The sequence below is a fragment of the Snodgrassella sp. genome (genome assembly GCF_024103505.1).
Taxonomy (GTDB): Bacteria; Pseudomonadota; Gammaproteobacteria; order Burkholderiales; family Neisseriaceae; genus Snodgrassella; species Snodgrassella communis.
In genome coordinates this window covers 629,400-649,902 of the sequence record NZ_JAGGIJ010000001.1, presented here as the reverse complement: position 1 = coordinate 649,902, position 20,503 = coordinate 629,400, and the positions used below count along the sequence as shown (strand labels likewise).

Below are 20,503 nucleotides of genomic sequence, written 5' to 3'. Positions count from 1 at the left end.
ATTTAACAAACGGCTACCCCTTAATTTTGTTGTTTGAATAGGTGTTGCCATTCCAATTAGTGTAGCCTATCTAACCTTTAGATAAGCAGTGTTATTTTCTACTTCAATTTTGTATTAAGTTTTAGGTGTTTATGATTTTATGTTTAAGAAAATCTTTTAAACACGAATTTATAATAACTAGCATTATGAAAAAGCATATGAGAAAATTAATGTAAATAATTAATAAAAAACAGGTGGCTACCATAGTCTGTTTCAGATATAACAGATACAGTATCAACACAATATCTGGCAAAACGCTACGATTGTAAAAAAACAATCCATGCAAATCATGACTAGATAAAACATCTGTTGTGCAGACAAAGGAAGCTATTATGAATCCCATTTACATCAATATTATCTTCAAAATGTTGGTAGCGTTTTGTATATTGCTGGTGTACATCAATTTATCCGGTAAAGGATCTCTGGCACCGATTTCTGCCATCGATCAAGTAGGTAATGTGGTTCTGGGGGCGATTATCGGCGGCCCTTTATATAATCCTTCCATCAGCATAACATTACTGATGAGTGCATCCATTTTCTGGGCAGGGCTGCTATTACTTGTGCGTTATGCTACATTCAAGCGCAATATTGCTAAAGATTTTGTCGATGGCACCTCAATACGCTTGATGAAAAATGGCATCGTACAATCACAGAATTTTCGCAAAGCCAAATTGTCGATCCGCGATTTCATTATGTTATTGCATCAGCGCGGCTATCCTAGTCTGGAAGTACTCAGTGATGTCTGGTTTGAATACAATGGTCAGATGACAGTGGTCAAAAAAGGCGATCCGGCTATGGCTGTAGTGGTGATTGAAAACGGGGTGATTAATTATCCCAGTCTGGAAGCAGTGGGGCATGATGAAGAATGGCTGGAAAAAGAACTGAACCGTTTGGGACAAAAACTGGATGAGGTTTTTCTGGCCGAAGTGCATGAACAGAAACTCTGGGTTTATCCGGATGTGAAAAATGCCAGCTGAAATCACCATAGCACTTCTGCTTTGAAGTCAGATGGCTGCATCATTTCATACGTGTAGATGCAGCCGTAGCTAGTGAAATTAATACAGAATGCATTATAAATTAACCAGATATCTGTTTAATTCATAACATACAGTGGTCATGCTTAGTTATTGCTGTTTCTAAGGCTAAAATATTTGTTTGCATTGATGTTCTTATCGCTAATGCCATAGGATTTAGTAAGTTATTTAAAACACTGATAACCAGATAGACAAGTTTTTTCTGGTTTGAGTATGTGTTTCTTTGACAGATAAGTGTCAATATTTTTCTCTTTTGTCTTTAGTTGCTGAGATACTTTGTTGATGGATAAGGCTTCAGTATGCAGTTGCAGTAAGCTTTCTGATGTGCTGAATGATTGCTTATTTGTTAATAAATTACCTAATTAATCATTAGGCAGGCCGATTTAGCAGTTAAATCTAAGTTGACATTAGGTTTGTCTGGAAATCTATATCCTGTTTATCTGCAAAATAGAAGTATTGTTCTGGGGATGTATGCGATATCTGGTCAGACTGATTTTGCGGATGTAAATATATCTGGATTGCTGATGATGCTATGTAGCTGTAATAACAAGCTAATCTGTGAATTTAGCTAAGCGTTTGTAAGAAATGGGAAAAAAATTATTCCAGTTACTCTTGAATTGTGAGCAGCTAACCTTACCTTATTTAGCGACTTGAATTTTACGCCCCGCAATTGATGCGGGTTTGTATTAACCAACTTTGCAGTGCTGCAAGCACTAAAGATGTGGAGAAGATTATATGACTATTCGTCCTTTGAATGACCGCGTTGTCGTAAAACGTTTGGAAGCTGAAGAAAAAACTGCTTCTGGTATTGTGCTGCCGGGTTCCGCTGCTGAAAAACCAGATATGGGGGAAGTACTGGCGGTAGGTAATGGCAAGTTACTAAAAAATGGTGACCGTCAGAAATTGGATGTTAAAGTTGGCGATAAAGTGATTTTTGGCAAATACAGTGGCCAGACCGTTAAGGTAGATGGCGAGGAATTGCTGGTAATGCGCGAAGAAGATATTTTCGGTATTGTTGAATAAATTATTTATTCAGATATTAAAATTTTATTGCGTAATTGATTATTTAAGATTAGGAGTTACAAATGGCAGCAAAAGACGTGAAATTCTCTGATGAAGCTCGTCAGAAAATGGTTGCTGGTGTCAATGTATTGGCTGAAGCAGTAAAAGTAACTTTAGGCCCTAAAGGCCGCAATGTGCTGTTAGACCGTGCCTTTGGTGGCCCACACATCACTAAGGATGGTGTGTCTGTTGCTAAAGAAGTGGAATTAAAAGACAAATTCGAAAATATGGGTGCTCAGCTGGTTAAAGAAGTAGCTTCTAAAACCAATGATGTGGCTGGTGATGGTACAACTACCGCTACTGTGCTGGCTCAGGCGATTGTGACTGAAGGTATGAAATATGTTACCGCCGGCATGAATCCGATGGATTTGAAACGCGGTATTGATAAAGCTGTTGAAGCTGTTATTGCTGAGCTGAAAGCCATTTCCAAACCAGTACCGGAAAAATCTAAAGAGATTTCTCAGGTTGCTTCTATTTCTGCGAATGCAGACGAATCTATCGGTGAAATCATTGCCAAAGCCATGAATGAAGTGGGCAAAGAAGGCGTAATTACCGTTGAAGATGGCAAATCACTGGAAAACGAAGTAGAAGTGGTTAAAGGTATGCAGTTTGACCGTGGCTACCTGTCTCCTTACTTCGTAACCGACGTGGAAAAACAGATTGCAGGTCTGGATAGCCCATACATTCTGTTATTCGATAAAAAAATCTCTAACATCCGTGATCTGCTGCCAGTTCTGGAACAGGTAGCTAAAACCAGCCGTCCGTTGCTGATTATTGCTGAAGATGTTGAAGGCGAAGCGCTGGCTACACTGGTAGTAAACAATATCCGTGGTATTCTGAAAACTGTTGCTGTTAAAGCTCCGGGCTTCGGCGATCGTCGTAAAGCCATGTTGCAGGATATTGCTATTCTGACTGGCGGTACTGTTATTGCTGAAGAAGTAGGCTTGTCTCTGGAAAAAGCCACTCTGGAAGATTTAGGTCAGGCTAAACGCGTAGAAGTAGGTAAAGAAAATACCACTGTGATTGATGGCTTGGGTGACAAAGCTGCTGTTGAAGCTCGTGTTGCTGAAATCCGTAAACAAATCGAAGTGGCTACCAGCGACTACGATAAAGAAAAATTGCAGGAACGCGTGGCTAAACTGGCTGGCGGTGTGGCAGTAATTAAAGTTGGTGCTGCTACTGAAGTTGAAATGAAAGAGAAAAAAGACCGCGTAGATGATGCTCTGCATGCTACCCGTGCTGCCGTAGAAGAAGGTGTGGTAGCTGGTGGCGGTGTTGCGCTGTTGCGTGCCCGTGCTGCAATCAAAGACCTGAAAGGCGCTAATGCTGATCAGGAAGCCGGTGTGAAAATCGTTCTGAAAGCAGTTGAAGCACCGTTGCGTCAGATCGTTGCCAATGCTGGCGATGAACCAAGCGTTGTAGTGAACAATGTGTTGAATGGTTCTGGTAACTATGGTTACAACGCTGGTACTGGTGAATACGGCGATATGCTGGAAATGGGTGTGCTGGATCCTGCTAAAGTTACCCGCACTGCCTTGCAGCATGCTGCTTCTATTGCTGGCCTGATGCTGACTACTGATTGCATGATTACCGAATTACCGGAAGATAAACCTGCTGCGCCTGATATGGGTGGCATGGGCGGTATGGGTGGTATGGGCGGCATGATGTAATGTTGCTTTAAGCACTCAGCTTAGTTAGGCAAAAGCCGGATATCAAAGATATCCGGCTTTTGTGTTGGTTAACAAAAGTGTTGATTTAAAATATTGAAATAGCCAGTATGGGGTGGTAAGTCTTCGAAATCGCTTCAGTATTTTGCTATTAGGCTGTACGGGCTGTTTATTTTAAAAAAATTTAATGCTGATATTGGTATATATCCGATATCAGCATTAGTTATTCTGTAGCTTTATTCCTGTAAACAGGCTATTTCTTGTTGGGAATATTGTAGATATTGATGGATGCTTTCAACATTGATTTGCGTTAGATTCTACTTGGTGCAGAATTGTTGCAATTTATGGCTTCTTTTTTATGGCTTTTTAGTTCACACAAGGCTGCACAGGTTTGAATCTGACCAGTTTGACGATTTCAAAATGGATGATTCTGTGCATCAGTACCAGCCAGATAGGCAGTTGGGGTGTTGCTAATAATCTGCATGTTCCTGACTAATGGTATCGCTGGATTGGTATGCTGGGGAGAGTTGTTTTGATGGTGGTTATGCTGTCCTGCGTGGAAACACTAATGAGGATGGTGTATGCAGATTAAATTGAATTAATCAAAAATAGTTAGAAAATAATTATGTTGATTGATAAAATATAAATAATATTGAAATTTAGTTTGCTGTTTCTATATTCATTATTGTTTTATCGTGTTTGGAGATATGCTAGAGCCTAATAAGTTTTAGGTTTTAAGTATTTTGTTATTTAAGCTTAATTTTGAGAAATTGTATGAATGATAAATGGGAAATTTATAAAGTTCATGCTAATGAATGGTGCTGGCGTCGCACTGCCTCTAATGGCCGTATCGTGGGGGCATCTACTCAAGGTTATGTAAATCGTAATGATTGTTTAGAAAATGCACGCCGCAATGGTTACACCGGTGACTAAGGTCGATTGTTAATTGTATTGGTTTGAATGTATGCTTTTAATGAGATAACTGGGGAGTAATATGCTGCTATTTGGTATATTGCTTAACCATTTAACTTGATGATATGACGATCGGATATTGTAAGATATCCGGTTTGTGTTTGTTTAGAATAATATAAAGAATACATGTTGTAAGATTATGGTGGAAGTTAATAATTTCAGCGATCAGTGGAAAGGTACATATGGTAAACAATTGAGTTATTAAGGTTAGTTTATATCTATCTTTAATATGGATAATAAAGCAGCTTGGTGTGATGACAATTGGCTATGATTATTTAATCAGTTCAACACCGCGATTGGCCAGTTCATCCGCTTTTTCATTACCCGGATTGCCGGCATGGCCTTTTATCCAGTGCCAGTGTACCTGATGCTTGTTCACTTCAGCATCCAGTGCCTGCCACAGTTCGACGTTTTTAACCGGCTGCTTCGATGCGGTTTTCCAGCCGCGTGCTTTCCAGTTGTGAATCCATTCCTGCATGCCGTTTTTAACGTATTGGGAGTCAGTATAGATGTTGACGATACAGGGGCGTTTCAGGGCGGCCAGTCCCTGAATTACTGCGGTTAGTTCCATGCGATTATTGGTGGTGTTGGCTTCGCCACCAAAGAGTTCTTTACTGTGTCGGCCGGATTGCAGGAAAGCTCCCCAGCCACCCACGCCGGGATTCCCTTTGCAGGCGCCATCGGTATACAAGGTAACTTCACTCATGTTCATAAGCAATTTTGAAAAGGGTTAACTATATCATGCCTGAGGCGGTAGTACTTTGCCGGGGTTGAGAATGCCTTGTGGGTCGAGGTATTGTTTTTGTGCCCACATCCATTTGATTTCTGCGTCGCTGCGTACTCGTGGCAGCCACTGATTTTTTAGTTGACCGATGCCATGTTCGGCAGCAATGCTGCCATGATGGCTTAATACTTGCTCATATATTAGTTGGTTAATGCTGTCTTCGTAATGATAGACGTCATTGCTCCGAATGTCGGCGATAAAAACATTATAATGCAGACTGCCGTCGCCAAGATGGCCAAACAGGATAGTTTTAGTTTTTGGAAAGGTGCTGGCCAGTTGTTGCTGGCAGTTTTCGACAAATTCAGCAACATGTTCAATTGGTACTACAATGTCATGTTTGATGCTGGCGCCCAGATTACGCTGTGCTGCAGATATATTTTCGCGTAGTGTCCACAGATGCTGACGTTCATTTTCTGATTGAGCAACCACGGTATTTAGCCAGTTACCCTGTTCGAGTACGCTGATTAAGGGTTCGGTTAAGTCCTGTGCAGGCAGACTATCGCTCAGTTCTAACAGAATATGCCAGCTGGCGCTGGTAGGCTCGCGTAGCTGGCTATAGTTGGCTGACAGGCTGAGGGCAGCCTGACTGATTAATTCGTAGCTGGAAAGGCGTTCGGCAAAGTGGTTTTTTAGTGCAGATAACAGGCTGGTGGCAGCGTGGATATTTTCTACTCCAACCCAGGCTGTTAATACGCTTTGCGGTGGTGCAAACAGTTTTAGGGTAGCAGCGGTGATAATGGCCAGTGTGCCTTCGCTGCCGATGATTTGCTGATACATTTCGTAGCCGCTGGTGTTTTTATGCAGTGGATATAGGTGGCTTACCAGCTCGCCATCGGCCAGTACATATTCCAGCCCCAGTACCAGATCGCGCATGGTGCCATAACGTACTACATTCAGACCACCGGCATTGCAGGCGATGTTGCCTCCTATCTGGCAGGAACCTTCACTGGCCAGACTGAGTGGAAAGTAGCGGTTGGCATCACGCGCTGCGGCCTGAACGTCTGCCAGTATCATGCCTGCTTCTACAGTAATGGTGTTGTCAGCCAGATTAAGCTGGCGCACGCGATTGAGTTTGCTCAGTGATAGGATAATACCTTTACCGGCGATGGAGGCATGGGGGGTGGCACCACCACATAATCCGGTATTACCGCCCTGTGGTGTAACGGGGATATGCTGCTGCTGGCAGTAGCGCAGGATGTTTTGCACACTGCTGACGGTATGAGGTTGTAATACGGCAAATACTTGTCCATGATACCGGTTGCGCTGGTCGGTGCAGAAAGGGGCGATGAGTTCGTTATCGGTGAGGATTGCACTGGGTGTGAGTATCTGTCGTAATCGGGTAAGGTGAGTAGCAGTGGGCATGGCAGTTATCCCTGTGGAGACGATAGGCTGATTGTACGGCAGGTGTAGCTGGCAATGGTAAATATACGCTATCAGGCAAGGTTTACAGTACAATATTGCTATTCATTCATATTAGTAAGGAAGTGGCATGTATTTTGTTGATCGCAGTGCCGTGGTGCTGAAACCTGCTCAGGCTTTTCTCGACTGGTTGCAAAATACCAGTGATGACTTGCCTGATTTAACGCTGGCTCAGTTACAGAGTAATTGTACTACGTTGCTGGTGCCGGAATTTGAAACTCCGGAACAGGTAATTGGTTATATTGGTGAGCGCTTTATGCTGATTTTTGAAGCTGAGCTGTCTGGCTGGGAAATTGACCGCAAGTTGTGGCCGGCAATAAATATTGACCAATTCTGGAATTTTTTCACGGTTGAGGTACACGATATGGTGCTGGATCTAGTAGATACCGATTTGCAGGTATCACCAGTTTATGGTGAAGCGTAAGCGTACGCGCTGATGTCAGCATGTATTGTGCGCTTGCGGCCGTCTTTGAGTGCCCGATGTCTAGCGGTGGGTATGCACGGGCTGGCATTAGGTGCCATTATGCTGTATAGCACGGGCTGGCAACGTGTATTATGGTTGCTGGCGTGGATCTTTTCTGCATTGTGGGCAGGTTATGGATTACGCCAGACTCAGGTGAAACGGATTGAAATCAGCCAGCAGGGACAGGTAAGTTTGGTGTTTATGCACCGGAAAACTGCTATGCCGGCTATTCTGTGCTATGGCAGTATGATCAGGGCGAAAATGATGGCCATGCAGTGGCAAACGGCCAGCGGTAGGGTATACCAGCTTCTGCTGCCGGATATGATGGATGCTCAGGCATGGCGGCGCTTACAGGTATGGGGACGCTGGTGCCAGTTGCACAAGGCAGAGCCTGGTTTAAGGCAATCAATTTTGAATAAGGTTATTCATTGGTTTAGGCTGAAGGATAATAATTTAAAATAATGACACAGAAATTTCACGCAGCCGAATTGGCTCAATGGCTGCAATATCTTGAAAACGGAGTTGCTGGCGGGCAGATTGAAATGGGGCTGGCACGTGTAGAGGCCGTTCGTGAACGTATGCGGTTACAGCCACAATGTCCACTGATTGTGGTCGGTGGAACTAATGGCAAAGGTTCGGTTTGCGCCTATCTGACACAGATTTATCGTGAAGCCGGCTATCGGGTTGGTACGCTGACCAGTCCTCATTTGTTGCGTTTTAATGAACGAATTGCCATTAATGGGCAGGCAGTTGCTGATGAGCTGATTGTCGCTGCGTTTGAACGCATTGAGGCGGCACGGGCAGATACAGTATTGACTTATTTCGAATTCAATACGCTGGCTGCGGTAGCTATTTTTGTGCAGCAGCAGGTAGATGTGATGGTGCTGGAAGTGGGGTTGGGTGGCCGGCTGGATGCGGTAAATATATTTGATGCCGATGTTGCGGTGATTACCAGCATTGATCTGGATCATGAGGCATTTCTGGGCGACACGATAGAAAAAGTGGCGTTTGAAAAAGCGGGTATTATGCGTTGTGGCAAGCCGGTGGTGTGTGGGCAGTTGCCAGTGCCATGCAGTTTGGCGGCACAAGCGCAGACAGTAGGAGCGGATTTACTTCTGATTGGGCGAGATTTTGATTACCACAAACAGGGGTTGCAACAGTGGTCGTATCGTTTTCATCCGCAATCTGAAAGTTTGTGTGTTGCTGAGCATGCCCGCCATGCTTTACCGATACCGGTATTACGCGGTGATTTCCAGATGAATAATGCAGCCTGTGCGTTAACAGTGCTGGCGTGCTTGTCTGAATATCTGCCATTGGACATCGGTGCGATTAAGCGTGGATTGTTGCGTGTACGTCATCCGGGACGGTTTCAGATATTGCCTGGCCAGCCTCTTACCGTGCTTGATGTCGGGCATAACCCTCATGCGGCACGAGCATTGCGCAGTAGCCTGATTACTTTACCCTATGCAGAAAAACGTATAGCCATATTCAGTATGCTGGCGGATAAGGATATTGATTCGGTTCTGGAAATTATTAAAGACCAGTTTGACTGCTGGCTGATTGCGCCGCTGGATTTACCACGTGGCATGACTATAGAGGCATTACAGCAGAAATTTACTCAGCATGCTATTACTACTGTAACTGCTTATCCTTCGGTTCGGGATGCTTATGTAGCAGCTTTATCGCAAGCGGGTAAAAATGATAGAATTGTGGTGTTTGGTTCATTTCATACGGTAGCAGAAATAATGGATTTACCATCGCAGTAATATTGGAAAATAGAAGTGGATAGCACAGAGGAGTTGGTGAATTAAATGAATGCACAGGAAAATTATGAACAGTTGAAACGGCGTAATCGACGCCGCTTGGTAGGAGCATTACTCATGGTGGCCATTGCTGCCATATTGCTGGCTATTATGCTGAGCCGTCGTACACCACAACCAGTACCGGCTCCGCAACTGGATATTATGGCTGCTTCTGCAAGTAAAGCGGCCAGTGCGGATACGCAATCCACTTCTGCCGTAATACTGGAACCGGTGGCGAGCGCGCCGGCATCTTCTGTAACAGTACCTGTTGCCGGAGTGAATAGTACGGTGCCAGAAGCGTTGACTGCGTCTGAAGCTAAATCTGGCAGTGCTGTATCTGGATCAGCTACAACACCTCAAATGGCTACACCGCATGTGAAACGTACTGAAACAGTTACTACAAACGCTGCTCCAGTGAAAACACCTGCTCATACTCAGACCACGCAGCAGGGTGAGGCAAATTCGGCATCTAACAGACCGTCTTTGCATTCAGCCAGATCGGTAGCTGAAAACGGTGTAGTGGCCAGTGTGCCTGCTGATAAAAAAGCTCTAGAAAAAAAACGGTTGCATAATACACAAAATGTACCGGAATCCAGAACCAAAGGTGCTATAACCAGACCAGCTGATATGGCAGAGAAAAATACAGCGGGGCAGATGAATAAAGCCACAAACAGCCAAAACCATAATGAAGTAACGGCGAAGCAAAACAAAAAAAACAATGAAGCGGCGAGTACCGCTGGAAAGGCAACAGCTAAATCCGCTATTACTGGTGCGGAGAAGAAAACGGCAACAGCACCTAAAACTGTCAATAAAACGGTGGCACCGGCAAAACAGGCTCCTACAGCTAAACCGGCCAATAATGCAGGCCGTGCGAAAAACGGTGCCGCAGCAGATAAACTGACACCGCAGCAGATACTGGAAAATAAAGCCGCCGGTACAGTGGCCAAGAAAGCTGGATCTAATCAAGGTTCCACCAGTAACAGTAAAGCAGTTGTGGAACGTACCGTGATTCAGATTGGTGCCTATACTACTGAGGCTCAGGCTAATCAGGTGCAGCAAAGGCTGGCGGTTGCCGGTGTGGCCACTACTATAAGCAGCAGCCAGACCAGTAAAGGTACGCTGTATCGGGTACGTAGCCGCGTTTATAATAGCCGCAGTCAGGCGATGCAGAATCTGGATAAAGTGCGTGCGGTGGGATTGGATGGGCTGGTAATTGGTTTATAGGAAGTTGATACTGGCATGACCGTGTTTGATGTATTGTCTCTTGGCCTGATTCTTTTGACTACGCTGGTTGCCATGATGCGTGGACTGGTGGGTGAAATAGCCTCACTACTATGCTGGGTTGTAGCCTTTATCGGCGCGAAGGTACTGGCCGTGCCTGTGGCCAATCTGGCATTTACCAGTATGCAACCGCAGGCACTGGCTACTTCGTTGTCTTTTGTGCTGGTATTCGGGGCTTTATGGATAGTGCAGCGTCTGTTGCGTGCGCTCATTACTTCGGCACTGCAAACCATAGGGCTGGGCGGGGTTAATCGTATTCTTGGAGCCTGTTTTGGAGCCGTTAAGGGGGTTATTATTGTTACACTGGTGGTGCTGATATGTACTTTTACTGATTTACCGAAATCACCTATGTGGCGCAATTCAGTCACGGCAGGTATGTTTGAGCAGCTGGCGATGCTGGCAGTGCCGTATTTGCCGGCTTTTCTTGCTGATAAGCTGAATTCACCATCGGTATAACGGTATGAATAAGGTAACCAGATACAACGCGCGTTTTAATGATAAAAACGCGCGTATTTATTTGTCTTAAATGGAGAGAATGATGTGTGGTGTGTTGGGAATTGTTGCGCATGAACCGGTAAATCAGCTTTTGTATGATGGTTTACAAATGCTGCAACACCGAGGACAGGATGCAGCCGGAATTGTAACTGCTGAGGGTACAATGTTTCATATGCATAAAGGCCGTGGTATGGTGCGTGATGTATTCCGTACCCGCAATATGCGAGAGCTGGTTGGCAATATTGGCATTGCTCATGTTCGCTATCCGACTGCCGGCAATGCCAATTGTAGTGCCGAGGCGCAGCCATTTTATGTTAATTCACCTTTTGGTATTGTACTGGCACACAATGGTAATTTAACCAATACCGAAGAGCTGTTCAAAAATGTCTGTTTTACTGATTTACGCCATGTTAATACCCGTTCTGATTCTGAAGTATTGCTTAATGTACTGGCTCGTGAGCTGGAAAATCAGGTTGGCAATCGTACAGCACTGACGCTGACAGATATTTTTGCAGCAGTCTCCACTTTGCATAAACGTGTGCATGGTGCTTATGGCGTAGTGGCACTGATTGCTGGCTATGGAATGCTTGCTTTCCGTGATCCGTTCGGGATTCGGCCACTGTGTCTGGGTAGAAGAGTACAGAACGGACATACAGATTATGTGGTGGCTTCTGAATCCGTGGTGTTTCCGAGTCTGGATTTTGAACTGGTACGTGATATAGCACCCGGTGAAGCCATTTTTATCAGTAATGAAGGACAATTGTTTTCACAGCAGTGTGCTCAGGAATCACACCTGATGCCCTGTCTGTTCGAGTATGTATACTTTGCTCGCCCGGATTCAGTGATTGATGGAGTATCTGTATATCAGGCGCGGCTGAATATGGGCGTTACGCTGGCGGAGAAAGTAAAGCGGACGCTGGATTTACAGGACATTGATGTGGTTATGCCGGTGCCGGATACCAGCCGCCCTAGTGCGATGGAGCTGGCACAGCATCTGAATAAACCCTTTCGTGAAGGGTTGTTTAAAAACCGCTATATTGGCCGGACATTTATCATGCCCGGGCAGGCAGTACGCAAAAAATCAGTACGGCAGAAGCTCAATCCGATGAATTATGAGTTTAGCGGCAAAAAAGTTTTGCTAGTGGATGATTCGATTGTGCGTGGTACCACTAGCCGTGAAATTGTGGAGATGGTGCGTGAAGCAGGGGCGACAAAAGTTTACTTTGCCTCTGCTGCACCGGCGGTATTGTTTCCCAATGTTTATGGGATTGATATGCCTACCCGGGAGGAATTGATTTCCTATCAACGCAATGCTGAACAGGTGGCTGCTGAAATCGGTGCGGATGCCGTGGTGTTTCAGGATTTATCCGATTTGCAGGCTGTGGTGCTAAAACTGAATCCGCAGATTGAAGGATTTGACAGCTCTTGTTTTGATGGGCGCTATATTACTGCTGATGTGGATGAGGTTTATCTGCAACGCCTTTGTGCGGATAAGAATACACTGGGCACTTCTTTTGTGATACCGGGTTTGATTGAGCACAGTGTCAGTGTGCGGGAAGATGAAGACGAAGAGGAGTAAGCCGATACTATTATCTGGATCCGTTTAGCTATTCAATTGCTGTGAGAAGATTTATTTGCTGATAAATTAAGCTAATAGAATGGGAAGATATTCAAGCGGTAGTCAATTGAAAAGCAGCCTTTATGGCTGCTTTATTATAGAAATCAGATATAGCCATTGAGGCTTATCCGGCTACTGTTCAGTAATCAATAATCACTTTCATGGCTTTTTGGTCTGCGGCATGTTTGAATACATCATAAGCTTTTTCCAACTCGTTAAAATGGAAATGATGGGTCGCCAGCTTTTCCATAGGCAGTTTGCCTGAGCAACAGGTTTTTAGCAACATACCAGTAGTATTGGCATTGACCAGACCGGTGGTAATGGTGAGATTTTTAATCCACAGTTTTTCGAGCTCAAAATTAACTGATTGTCCGTGTACGCCTACATTGGCGAGATGACCGCCTTCTTTCACCACGCGCTGGCAGATGTCCCAAGTAGCACTAAGTCCAACTGCTTCCATGGCGCAGTCTACGCCACGGCCATTGGTGAGCGCCAGCACGCGTGCCACTGCATCTTCTTTAGCAGAATTGATAATCTGGGTGGCACCCAGTTCTCTGGCCATGTGCAGACGATTATCGTCCATATCAATCATGATAATCTGGCTGGGTGAATACAATTGCGCGGTTAATAAACAGCTCATTCCTACCGGGCCGGCACCAACAATGGCAACGGTGTCACCGGGTTTGACATCACCGTATTGCACGCCGATTTCATGCGCAGTGGGAAGGGCATCAGATAGCAATACAGCAACATCTTCATTTAAATCTGCCGGTAATCGGTAAAGAGAGTTATCTGCAAATGGTGTGCGCACATATTCAGCCTGTGTACCATCAATCATATAGCCCATTATCCAGCCACCACCATTCTGGCAATGTGCATAAAGCTGCTTTTGGCAATTTTCACAGGTACCGCAGCGGCTGACACAGGAGATAATGACTTTATCACCTTTCTTAAAGTTTTTAACACCGCTGCCAGTTTCTTCAACTATGCCAATACCTTCATGTCCCAAAATACGACCATTGAATTTACCCGCTTTCTGGATGGCAGTTTGCTCAATTTCTGGATTTTTGCCTTTCCAGATGCCCAGATCAGTGCCACAGATGGTGGTTTTGGTTAAACGGATAACTGCATCAGTGGGTTCGATAATTGCCGGTTTGGCGCGCTCTTCGAATCTTATGTCCCCAGCACCGTAGTACACCATTGCTTTCATACTCTTTACTCCTTTAATTATTAAAAAAATCATCCGGATAGCTATACTACCAGAATTATCATACGCTTTACTCATTGTAGTACAAAGATAGCCTATACAAAATTTTATTACTGGCTGTTGTGGCCAAAAGGTTTGTTTATTTTAATCTGTCTCAAGTTTTAGCTATTTACTACTGTAGTCATGTCTATTCTTTTAAAATTATGGACAGTTTGACAGGTATTAAAGCTGCTATTGTGTGATGAAATGTGCTGTTGTGGCTAATTTGACAACAAAAAATATCCGTGGGTTTGACACGGATATTTTTTATTCAGCAATTAAATTATTTTGTCTGATACTGGCTTGCCATCCAAACCTTCCATCATGTCAGATAATTCATCGGCATGGTCTTCTTCTTCGGCCAGAATATGTTCCAGCATACGTTTGGTTGTGGTGTCATAATCGCCAACATACATAATTGTCTGCCGGTATAAGTCAATGACAATGCGTTCTGCAATTAAGTCTGCTTCCACCATGTCGCGCAAGGTTTCGCCTTCGATGTATTCGGTAGGTGAGCGCTGAATAAAAACATCAGGATTCAAATCCGGCTCGCCACCTAGCTGGGTAATGCGCTCAGCCAGCATGGCCGCATGTTTCTGTTCTTGCTGGGCGTGTTCCATAAATTCTTCTTTTACTGCATCCATAAACAGGCCACTAGCCATATAGTAATGGCGTAAATAACGCAGCACACACACCCATTCTGAGGCTAATGCGATATTGAGCAATTCAATTACCCGCTCAACATCCAGTTCATAAGTTGATGTTACCGCACCGTCCTGATAACTTTTGCGTGCGTTGGCACGCAATTCTTCGGTAGTGCTGAATTTAATATCACGTTTTAGTGGTTTGCGTTTGTTCATGTTTTATCTCCTTGCTTATACGAGTAGTTCTCGGTTTGTTGTCCAATGTTCCATTTGTAAGGTAGCTGATTACATAAGTTGTTGTCTATGCAATTATTTTTAATATAGGTAATAGTTGGATGAATATAATTGCATAATGTATATTTAAACGTTTTAAATTTTAATATTTAATATTTAAAGTGAAATTAGATTAATAATTATCGAATAACTATTTTTTGATATCAGTGATATAGCACCACATTATTGCTTTATTTGCCTGTATGTTTTAATTTTGAGTGCTCAATTTATTGCGATGGCGGATGGGTGCAGCCAAGCTGATATCCAACGACAGAATAAAGCAGTAACGGATTTTTCAGGTGTAAGTTTATCGTTTATCAATACAACTAATACTCGGGATATTAGATATGATAAATTAAATTTTGTTTGATTGATAAATATATATTTGTAAATCAGATATTTAGCTAAGATATTATGCTTAAATTTAAGAATACAGGCAGAAGAATCTGATTATGATTTCTTAAACTGTTTAAAATTGATGATAAAAATAAAATATAAATTTTGTTATTGATCAAGTTAGATAAAGAAAGGCAGCCAGTTATGGCGCGTTCAAGCTTGATACTTAATTTGCTAGTAATTGCTGTTTATTTTGCTTGGATAGCCTGTGGTGGCGCTGTATTATGGGTATAGTTAGTTTACTACATGTCCCATATTGCCCAGTGGCAAACAATAAATGCTGATTTCACGCCACCAATCCAGGTTATCCATTTTCGTTGTTAGATTCTCTTAGTGATTATTTAAATTCTGTTGGGCATCCGGTTTATCATAAACACCAAAATGGTCAACAATTGTACTACTGGCTTTATTCAGCCCTAAAACTTCTACTTGTGCGCCTGCTCGGCGGAATTTAATTACAACTTTATCTAAGGCTGCTACAGCGGTTATATCCCAGAAATGTGCTTGAGTAAGATCAATTGTTACCTTTTGTACGACTTCTTTAAAGTCAAATGAACTAGTAAATTTTGCGGAAGAGGCAAAGAATACTTGTCCATACACTGTATAAGTACGTTGCTCGCTGCTGGGTTGCTCGGTCTTAATGTGCAGATAATGGGCGACTTTATTGGCATAGAATAATGATGCCAGTAATACCCCTACAAATACGCCGTAAGCAAGATTATGGGTAAATACAACCACAACTACGGTAGCAAGCATAACAATATTGGTTGATAGTGGGTACGATTTAAGATTTTTGATTGAGTTCCAGTTAAAGGTGCCAATGGAAACCATAATCATGACAGCTACTAATGCAGCCATGGGTATTTGGCTTACCCAGTCTTGTAAAAACACTACTAATAATAAAAGTACAGTTCCTGCGATAAGTGAGGATAAACGCGTCCGCCCGCCTGACTTCATATTAACCATTGATTGGCCAATCATCGCGCAACCAGCCATACCGCCGAAGAAACCTGTGACGATATTGGCGATACCTTGCCCCTTACATTCACGATTTTTATCACTGGGCGTATCGGTAATATCATCTACAATGGTTGCGGTCATCATCGACTCTAATAAGCCAACAATAGCTAATGAAATGGAGTAAGGTAAAATAATCAATAATGTATCGAGATTAAAAGGAACATTCGGGAGTAAAAAAGTAGGTAAGCTTGTGGGCAGGGTACCCATATCACCAACTGTACGTATATCTATTTTAAAATACATATAGATACCGGTAAGGATAAGAATACACAGTAATGGCGAAGGAAAAATTTTTCCAACTTTAGGGATATAAGGGAAGAGATAAATAATACCAAGCCCTGTGATAGTCATCGCATAGACATGCCATGTTACATTAGTCAGTTCGGGAAGTTGGGCTAAAAAAATCAGGATAGCCAATGCATTAACAAACCCCGTTACTACTGAGCGGGAAACAAAGCGCATTAAGTTTCCTAATTTAAGAAAACCCGCAATAATCTGAAAAATACCACATAAGATGGTTGCGGCCAGTAGATACTCAATCCCATGCGCTTTAACCAGACCAGCAATCAATAATGCCATTGCACCGGTAGCAGCAGAAATCATACCGGGGCGACCGCCTGTAAAAGCAGTAATAACCGCTATACAAAAAGCTGCATAGAGTCCCGTCTTGGGATCAACACCGGCAATGATTGAAAAAGCTATTGCTTCGGGGATAAGGGCAAGTGCGACGACGAGCCCGGATAGGGCATCATTTCTGATATTTGAAAACCATTCTTGACGTAAAGATTGCATTGAATTTAATCACCACTGAAAAACAAAAGAGAATTACAGCGTGAAGCAATGCATATCAAATTTTGATAGGAAAAAACACGATTTCTGTGCATCACGCGAGTAATTGTAATTATTTTTGATAGAAACAACTCGCTATAAATTACACAGCTATACTCCGAAATTAAATTTATTTAATTATACTAATAAAATTTTAACGATTAGACAAGATTAATTTCCTGATTATGGTTAATGTTATGGGATAGCCATAGCTGATACTCAATCGGGTAGTTTATATCAATATGATTATATTGAGCGATTTAAGTATATGTATTGCCCGGCAGTATTGAGTTTATGTCTTTTTTAATAATCTAAAGTAAGCAATGAAAGTAATCAAAGAATGGCTAACGGTTTATGGTTCCGGAAAGCTGCATGAGATATTCAGCAATGTGACACTAAATGGATATAAAATGTTGAAGCACGCAGCGCTATTTGATGCGTAGGCGGTGTACTAAGAATGGGACAGTCATAAACTGAATTCCGGTTATCCCGGAATTCAGTTATATAATCAGACAGCTAATAATTCATGCCATTATTAAAAATGAATATTTAAATTCGCTTTGGCAGAATTGCTATGCCAATGATTACCATTTTCATACTGATATTGTATACCAGCATTGATATTTCGGCCGATTTGTATATTACTACCTACCGCTGTATTCCAGCGTGTTTTGGCCGAAGACCATCTGCCCGCTTTTTCATTGCTATGCATACCTGCAAAACCGCCACGAGTGGCATAATCCCTATCCTGAAAATCATGCTCAACTCCTACTGAACCAAAGATACTATACAATGTGTCTTTGATATCAAAGCGGTATTGGGCTAATAAATTAGCAGTACCTGCTATTACCCCTTTATTCAGTTTTCTGGCATGCAAACCAAATCCGTGCGCGCCATCTTCTGTAAAGCTGTTTTGTTGCAGATAGTCATATCTCATTCCCAATTGTGGCGTGAGCGTTAGTCTGTTGACGTTAAATGGCTTACCGCCGTTAACTGCCAGCTGCCATAAATTTCCTTTGACTTTGGCACCGCTCTGCTCAGCTTTTTCTCCTAACCATATCTGATGATTAACATCGTTGGAGAAACGGTTATAGCCTAAACTGCCGCTAAGGAATGCGCCTTTCCATGCATCCGGTGCATAGAACGAACCAATCATCAAACCATTGCTTTTGATATCAGCACTTGCATCAGGTTCATTCCAGCTCGAATTCTGGAAAGTATAAGCTATAGCGCCGGATAAGCCATTACCAAAGTTTTTGCTGGCGCCCAGTATACCGTTATTGGTATTTTGTTTACCTTTGATTCCGGATGGATTCCAACGGTTTTTAGCATGGTTAAATTTAACAATCGCTTCAACTTTATCTGAAGTGTTCTGAACAGATGACATAAAATCATTATTCAGCTTACCCATTGCCAATGTATTCACTACATTAGTATTGCTATATACCGCTCCCGATAAAGAGTATAGTGACCGCTTCAGGCTTTGCGCCGATTGTACATTCTGGATACTAACAGCACCTTCCACTAAATCCTGCTTCTGCGCATCCTGTAGCCCAGACATCTGCAAGCTATCCAGTTGGGTAAAGGTTTTATCTACCGCATCGGCTGCCGATTGAATCGCCTGATCTGCTGCACTGCGTGTTAAAAGATGATTGGCTAAAACAGCTGTACGGGCAGGAATCCGGGTAATATCAAAGTTAACATTATGGCCATCATAAACGGTTTTGCCATCTAATAATATATTGGCGGATAACTCTGTTTTATCAAATTCACCATTGCGTTGCTGAGCATTTATCACTTCAACCTTTGTTCCTGTTTCTGGGACAAAGCCAGATTTAAGTGCATCAAAATACAAACGTCCGGCCAGATTAGCTGTACCATTGATGGTGGTTTGACTGCCTAGATTGGTTTGAAAGGTGGCGTCTGCTGTCTGAGTAAAATTGCCATTAATGGTGGCATCACGGCTTATGAAAGTACCTTCATTCTCAACAGCTCCAGTGCTACCCTTAACCTGGTAGGTACCGCTATCAGCAATGCGCGCTTTTGATTGATTGCTGCCATCTAAAGCCAGCATACCTGAATTAATCAGGGTTTCACCCTGATAAGTATGTTGCCCCTGTAATATCAGTGTACCGCTACCATTTTTAATTAATCTGCCTTTTCCGCTTATGTCATTGCTGAATATATATTGCCCGTCAGTCACATTGGCAGAGAAATCACCAAAAGCAAATTGTGCCGGACCATTAACTGCTTTACCGATATTTAACAACCCCCAGCCATAAACAGAATCCACACCTTTGGCACCAAGGTCGGTAGCCGTGGTGAGTAAGGTGGTACGTAAATTGTCATTAGTCATCCATGGGTATTTTTGTTTCACCAATACGGCAGCACCTGTAACCTGAGGCGCTGCGATTGAGGTACCTGCCGCGGCAGAAAGTGGTAACGAATTAATATCCTCACCAGGCTGTGCTTTTAGATTAGCCATGTCAACTTGCCAATAAGCAGCCATACACCATTCTTTGGCATCGCCACAACGATTAGAATGTTCATTGATGTTATTATTTGGATCTACCCCAGCTACAACAAGCCAACCTTTCCGTAATTCAGGTTCAATTAATGGAAATAGTGCTGTAATACTAGGCTGGTTTTGACTTTCATTACCTGCTGCCCAGATAAAAAGCATATCGTCTTGTACTAAAGAATTAACCTGACCAATATAAGACCTTTTTTTATCAATGTCATTTATAGAGTTTAAATATTCATTAGCATAATCAATATAGTCTCCCTTATGATCTGCATAAGTGCTGCCATAGCTATTATTAACAATTTTTACACCTTGCTTATTAAGAGCATGGAATGCTTCTAATGCTGCATATGTATTTATGTAGCCTAAAGTAGTAGCTGTTGCACCGGCAGCATATAAATTTGCATTAGGAGCTATCCCCAATACTCTGCCTTGAACATTTTTACCCGCAAGAACTAATGCCACTATATCTCCATGAGTGCCTTCATCTGGAAGTGTGACCTCAGTGCCAAACTGACCCAGATATTCGGTATGTTTGGGCAAAGCTGGATGTTGTAGATGCGGAGGTTGATCGACAATTCCTACTTTCACCCCACTACCATCAAGCTCCTGATCACGAGCGTCTTTTAAATTCAAACGATTAGCCTGTTGATTATTACCATCATATTGATTCTTACTTAATGGTGGTACTTTGTCGGCAGGTTTGGAACTATCAAACTTGGAAGGATTATCTGAAGGTATATAGTTAGGTTTAGAAGGTTCTTCAGGTATAGAAGGTTCTTCAGGTTTAGAAGGTTCTTCAGGTATGGAAGGTTCGTCAGGTATAGAAGGTTCGTCAGGTATAGAAGGTTCTTCAGGTTTAGAAGGTTCTTCAGGTATAGAAGGTTCTTCAGGTTTAGAAGGTTCTTCAGGTTTAGAAGGTTCTTCAGGTTTAGA

At 42.9% G+C, this 20,503-nt stretch carries 16 protein-coding genes; 10 read left to right on the top strand and 6 right to left on the bottom strand.

All coding sequences use genetic code 11. The features are described 5' to 3' along the window. Positions 1–371 precede the first annotated feature (371 nt). The 4 genes from J6578_RS02790 to J6578_RS02775 all read left to right on the top strand — a co-directional run bounded on the left by J6578_RS02790 (position 372) and on the right by J6578_RS02775 (position 4,735). Entirely contained in the window at positions 372–1,016 is a 645-nt protein-coding gene (locus J6578_RS02790) for a DUF421 domain-containing protein (RefSeq protein ID WP_037490220.1), read from the top strand. A 792-nt stretch (positions 1,017–1,808) separates the two neighbouring features. Further along, positions 1,809–2,096 carry a co-chaperone GroES gene (groES, locus tag J6578_RS02785; RefSeq protein ID WP_037405031.1) on the top strand — a complete coding sequence of 96 codons (288 nt, stop codon included), beginning with the start codon at positions 1,809–1,811 and terminating at the stop codon, positions 2,094–2,096. A gap of 62 nt (positions 2,097–2,158) precedes the next feature. Further along, positions 2,159–3,805, top strand: a complete 1,647-nt coding sequence (gene groL / locus J6578_RS02780) for a chaperonin GroEL (protein ID WP_037490223.1) — start codon at positions 2,159–2,161, stop codon at positions 3,803–3,805. Between the two features lie 771 nt (positions 3,806–4,576). After that, on the top strand, positions 4,577–4,735 hold the full coding sequence (locus J6578_RS02775) for a YegP family protein (RefSeq protein ID WP_239423938.1): 159 nt from the start codon (positions 4,577–4,579) through the stop codon (positions 4,733–4,735). Positions 4,736–5,045: 310 nt separating this feature from the next. Here J6578_RS02775 and rnhA read toward each other — a convergent pair whose 3' ends face one another. Both rnhA and J6578_RS02765 read right to left on the bottom strand, forming a co-directional pair. Beyond that, positions 5,046–5,480 carry a ribonuclease HI gene (gene rnhA / locus J6578_RS02770; protein WP_037405035.1) on the bottom strand — a complete coding sequence of 145 codons (435 nt, stop codon included), beginning with the start codon at positions 5,478–5,480 and terminating at the stop codon, positions 5,046–5,048. 33 nt (positions 5,481–5,513) lie between these two features. Then, complete coding sequence (locus tag J6578_RS02765; RefSeq protein ID WP_287953849.1) at positions 5,514–6,920, bottom strand: FAD-binding oxidoreductase; 1,407 nt, start codon at positions 6,918–6,920, stop codon at positions 5,514–5,516. 127 nt (positions 6,921–7,047) lie between these two features. Here J6578_RS02765 and J6578_RS02760 point away from each other — a divergent pair, with 127 nt between their 5' ends. From J6578_RS02760 to purF, 6 genes are all read left to right on the top strand, one after another. Next, positions 7,048–7,401 carry a hypothetical protein gene (locus tag J6578_RS02760; RefSeq protein WP_093092021.1) on the top strand — a complete coding sequence of 118 codons (354 nt, stop codon included), beginning with the start codon at positions 7,048–7,050 and terminating at the stop codon, positions 7,399–7,401. Between the two features lie 12 nt (positions 7,402–7,413). After that, a complete protein-coding gene (locus tag J6578_RS02755) occupies positions 7,414–7,902 on the top strand; it encodes a protein YgfX (protein ID WP_287953848.1) in 489 nt (162 codons plus the stop codon). Next, a complete protein-coding gene (gene folC, locus J6578_RS02750; protein ID WP_287953847.1) occupies positions 7,902–9,206 on the top strand; it encodes a bifunctional tetrahydrofolate synthase/dihydrofolate synthase in 1,305 nt (434 codons plus the stop codon). Before J6578_RS02755 ends, folC begins: the two co-directional genes overlap by 1 nt. A 45-nt stretch (positions 9,207–9,251) precedes the next feature. After that, positions 9,252–10,466 carry an SPOR domain-containing protein gene (locus J6578_RS02745; RefSeq protein WP_287953846.1) on the top strand — a complete coding sequence of 405 codons (1,215 nt, stop codon included), beginning with the start codon at positions 9,252–9,254 and terminating at the stop codon, positions 10,464–10,466. A gap of 15 nt (positions 10,467–10,481) precedes the next feature. Next, on the top strand, positions 10,482–10,979 hold the full coding sequence (locus J6578_RS02740; protein ID WP_093092014.1) for a CvpA family protein: 498 nt from the start codon (positions 10,482–10,484) through the stop codon (positions 10,977–10,979). A gap of 82 nt (positions 10,980–11,061) precedes the next feature. Further along, entirely contained in the window at positions 11,062–12,597 is a 1,536-nt protein-coding gene (gene purF, locus J6578_RS02735; protein ID WP_287953864.1) for an amidophosphoribosyltransferase, read from the top strand. A 178-nt stretch (positions 12,598–12,775) separates the two neighbouring features. Here the strand turns inward: purF and J6578_RS02730 are convergent, their stop codons facing one another. The 4 genes from J6578_RS02730 to J6578_RS02715 all read right to left on the bottom strand — a co-directional run bounded on the left by J6578_RS02730 (position 12,776) and on the right by J6578_RS02715 (position 20,203). Continuing rightward, positions 12,776–13,846, bottom strand: a complete 1,071-nt coding sequence (locus J6578_RS02730; RefSeq protein ID WP_100150229.1) for a zinc-dependent alcohol dehydrogenase family protein — start codon at positions 13,844–13,846, stop codon at positions 12,776–12,778. A 314-nt stretch (positions 13,847–14,160) separates the two neighbouring features. Beyond that, positions 14,161–14,742 carry a ferritin-like domain-containing protein gene (locus J6578_RS02725; protein WP_037405048.1) on the bottom strand — a complete coding sequence of 194 codons (582 nt, stop codon included), beginning with the start codon at positions 14,740–14,742 and terminating at the stop codon, positions 14,161–14,163. Between the two features lie 783 nt (positions 14,743–15,525). Then, positions 15,526–17,007 (bottom strand): SulP family inorganic anion transporter, encoded by a 1,482-nt coding sequence (locus J6578_RS02720; RefSeq protein WP_287953845.1) that lies wholly within the window; start codon positions 17,005–17,007, stop codon positions 15,526–15,528. Between the two features lie 571 nt (positions 17,008–17,578). After that, the gene (locus J6578_RS02715) at positions 17,579–20,203 is read right to left on the bottom strand and encodes a S8 family serine peptidase (RefSeq protein ID WP_287953844.1); all 2,625 of its coding nucleotides are present in this window, start codon (positions 20,201–20,203) and stop codon (positions 17,579–17,581) included. Between the last annotated feature and the right edge of the window lie 300 nt (positions 20,204–20,503).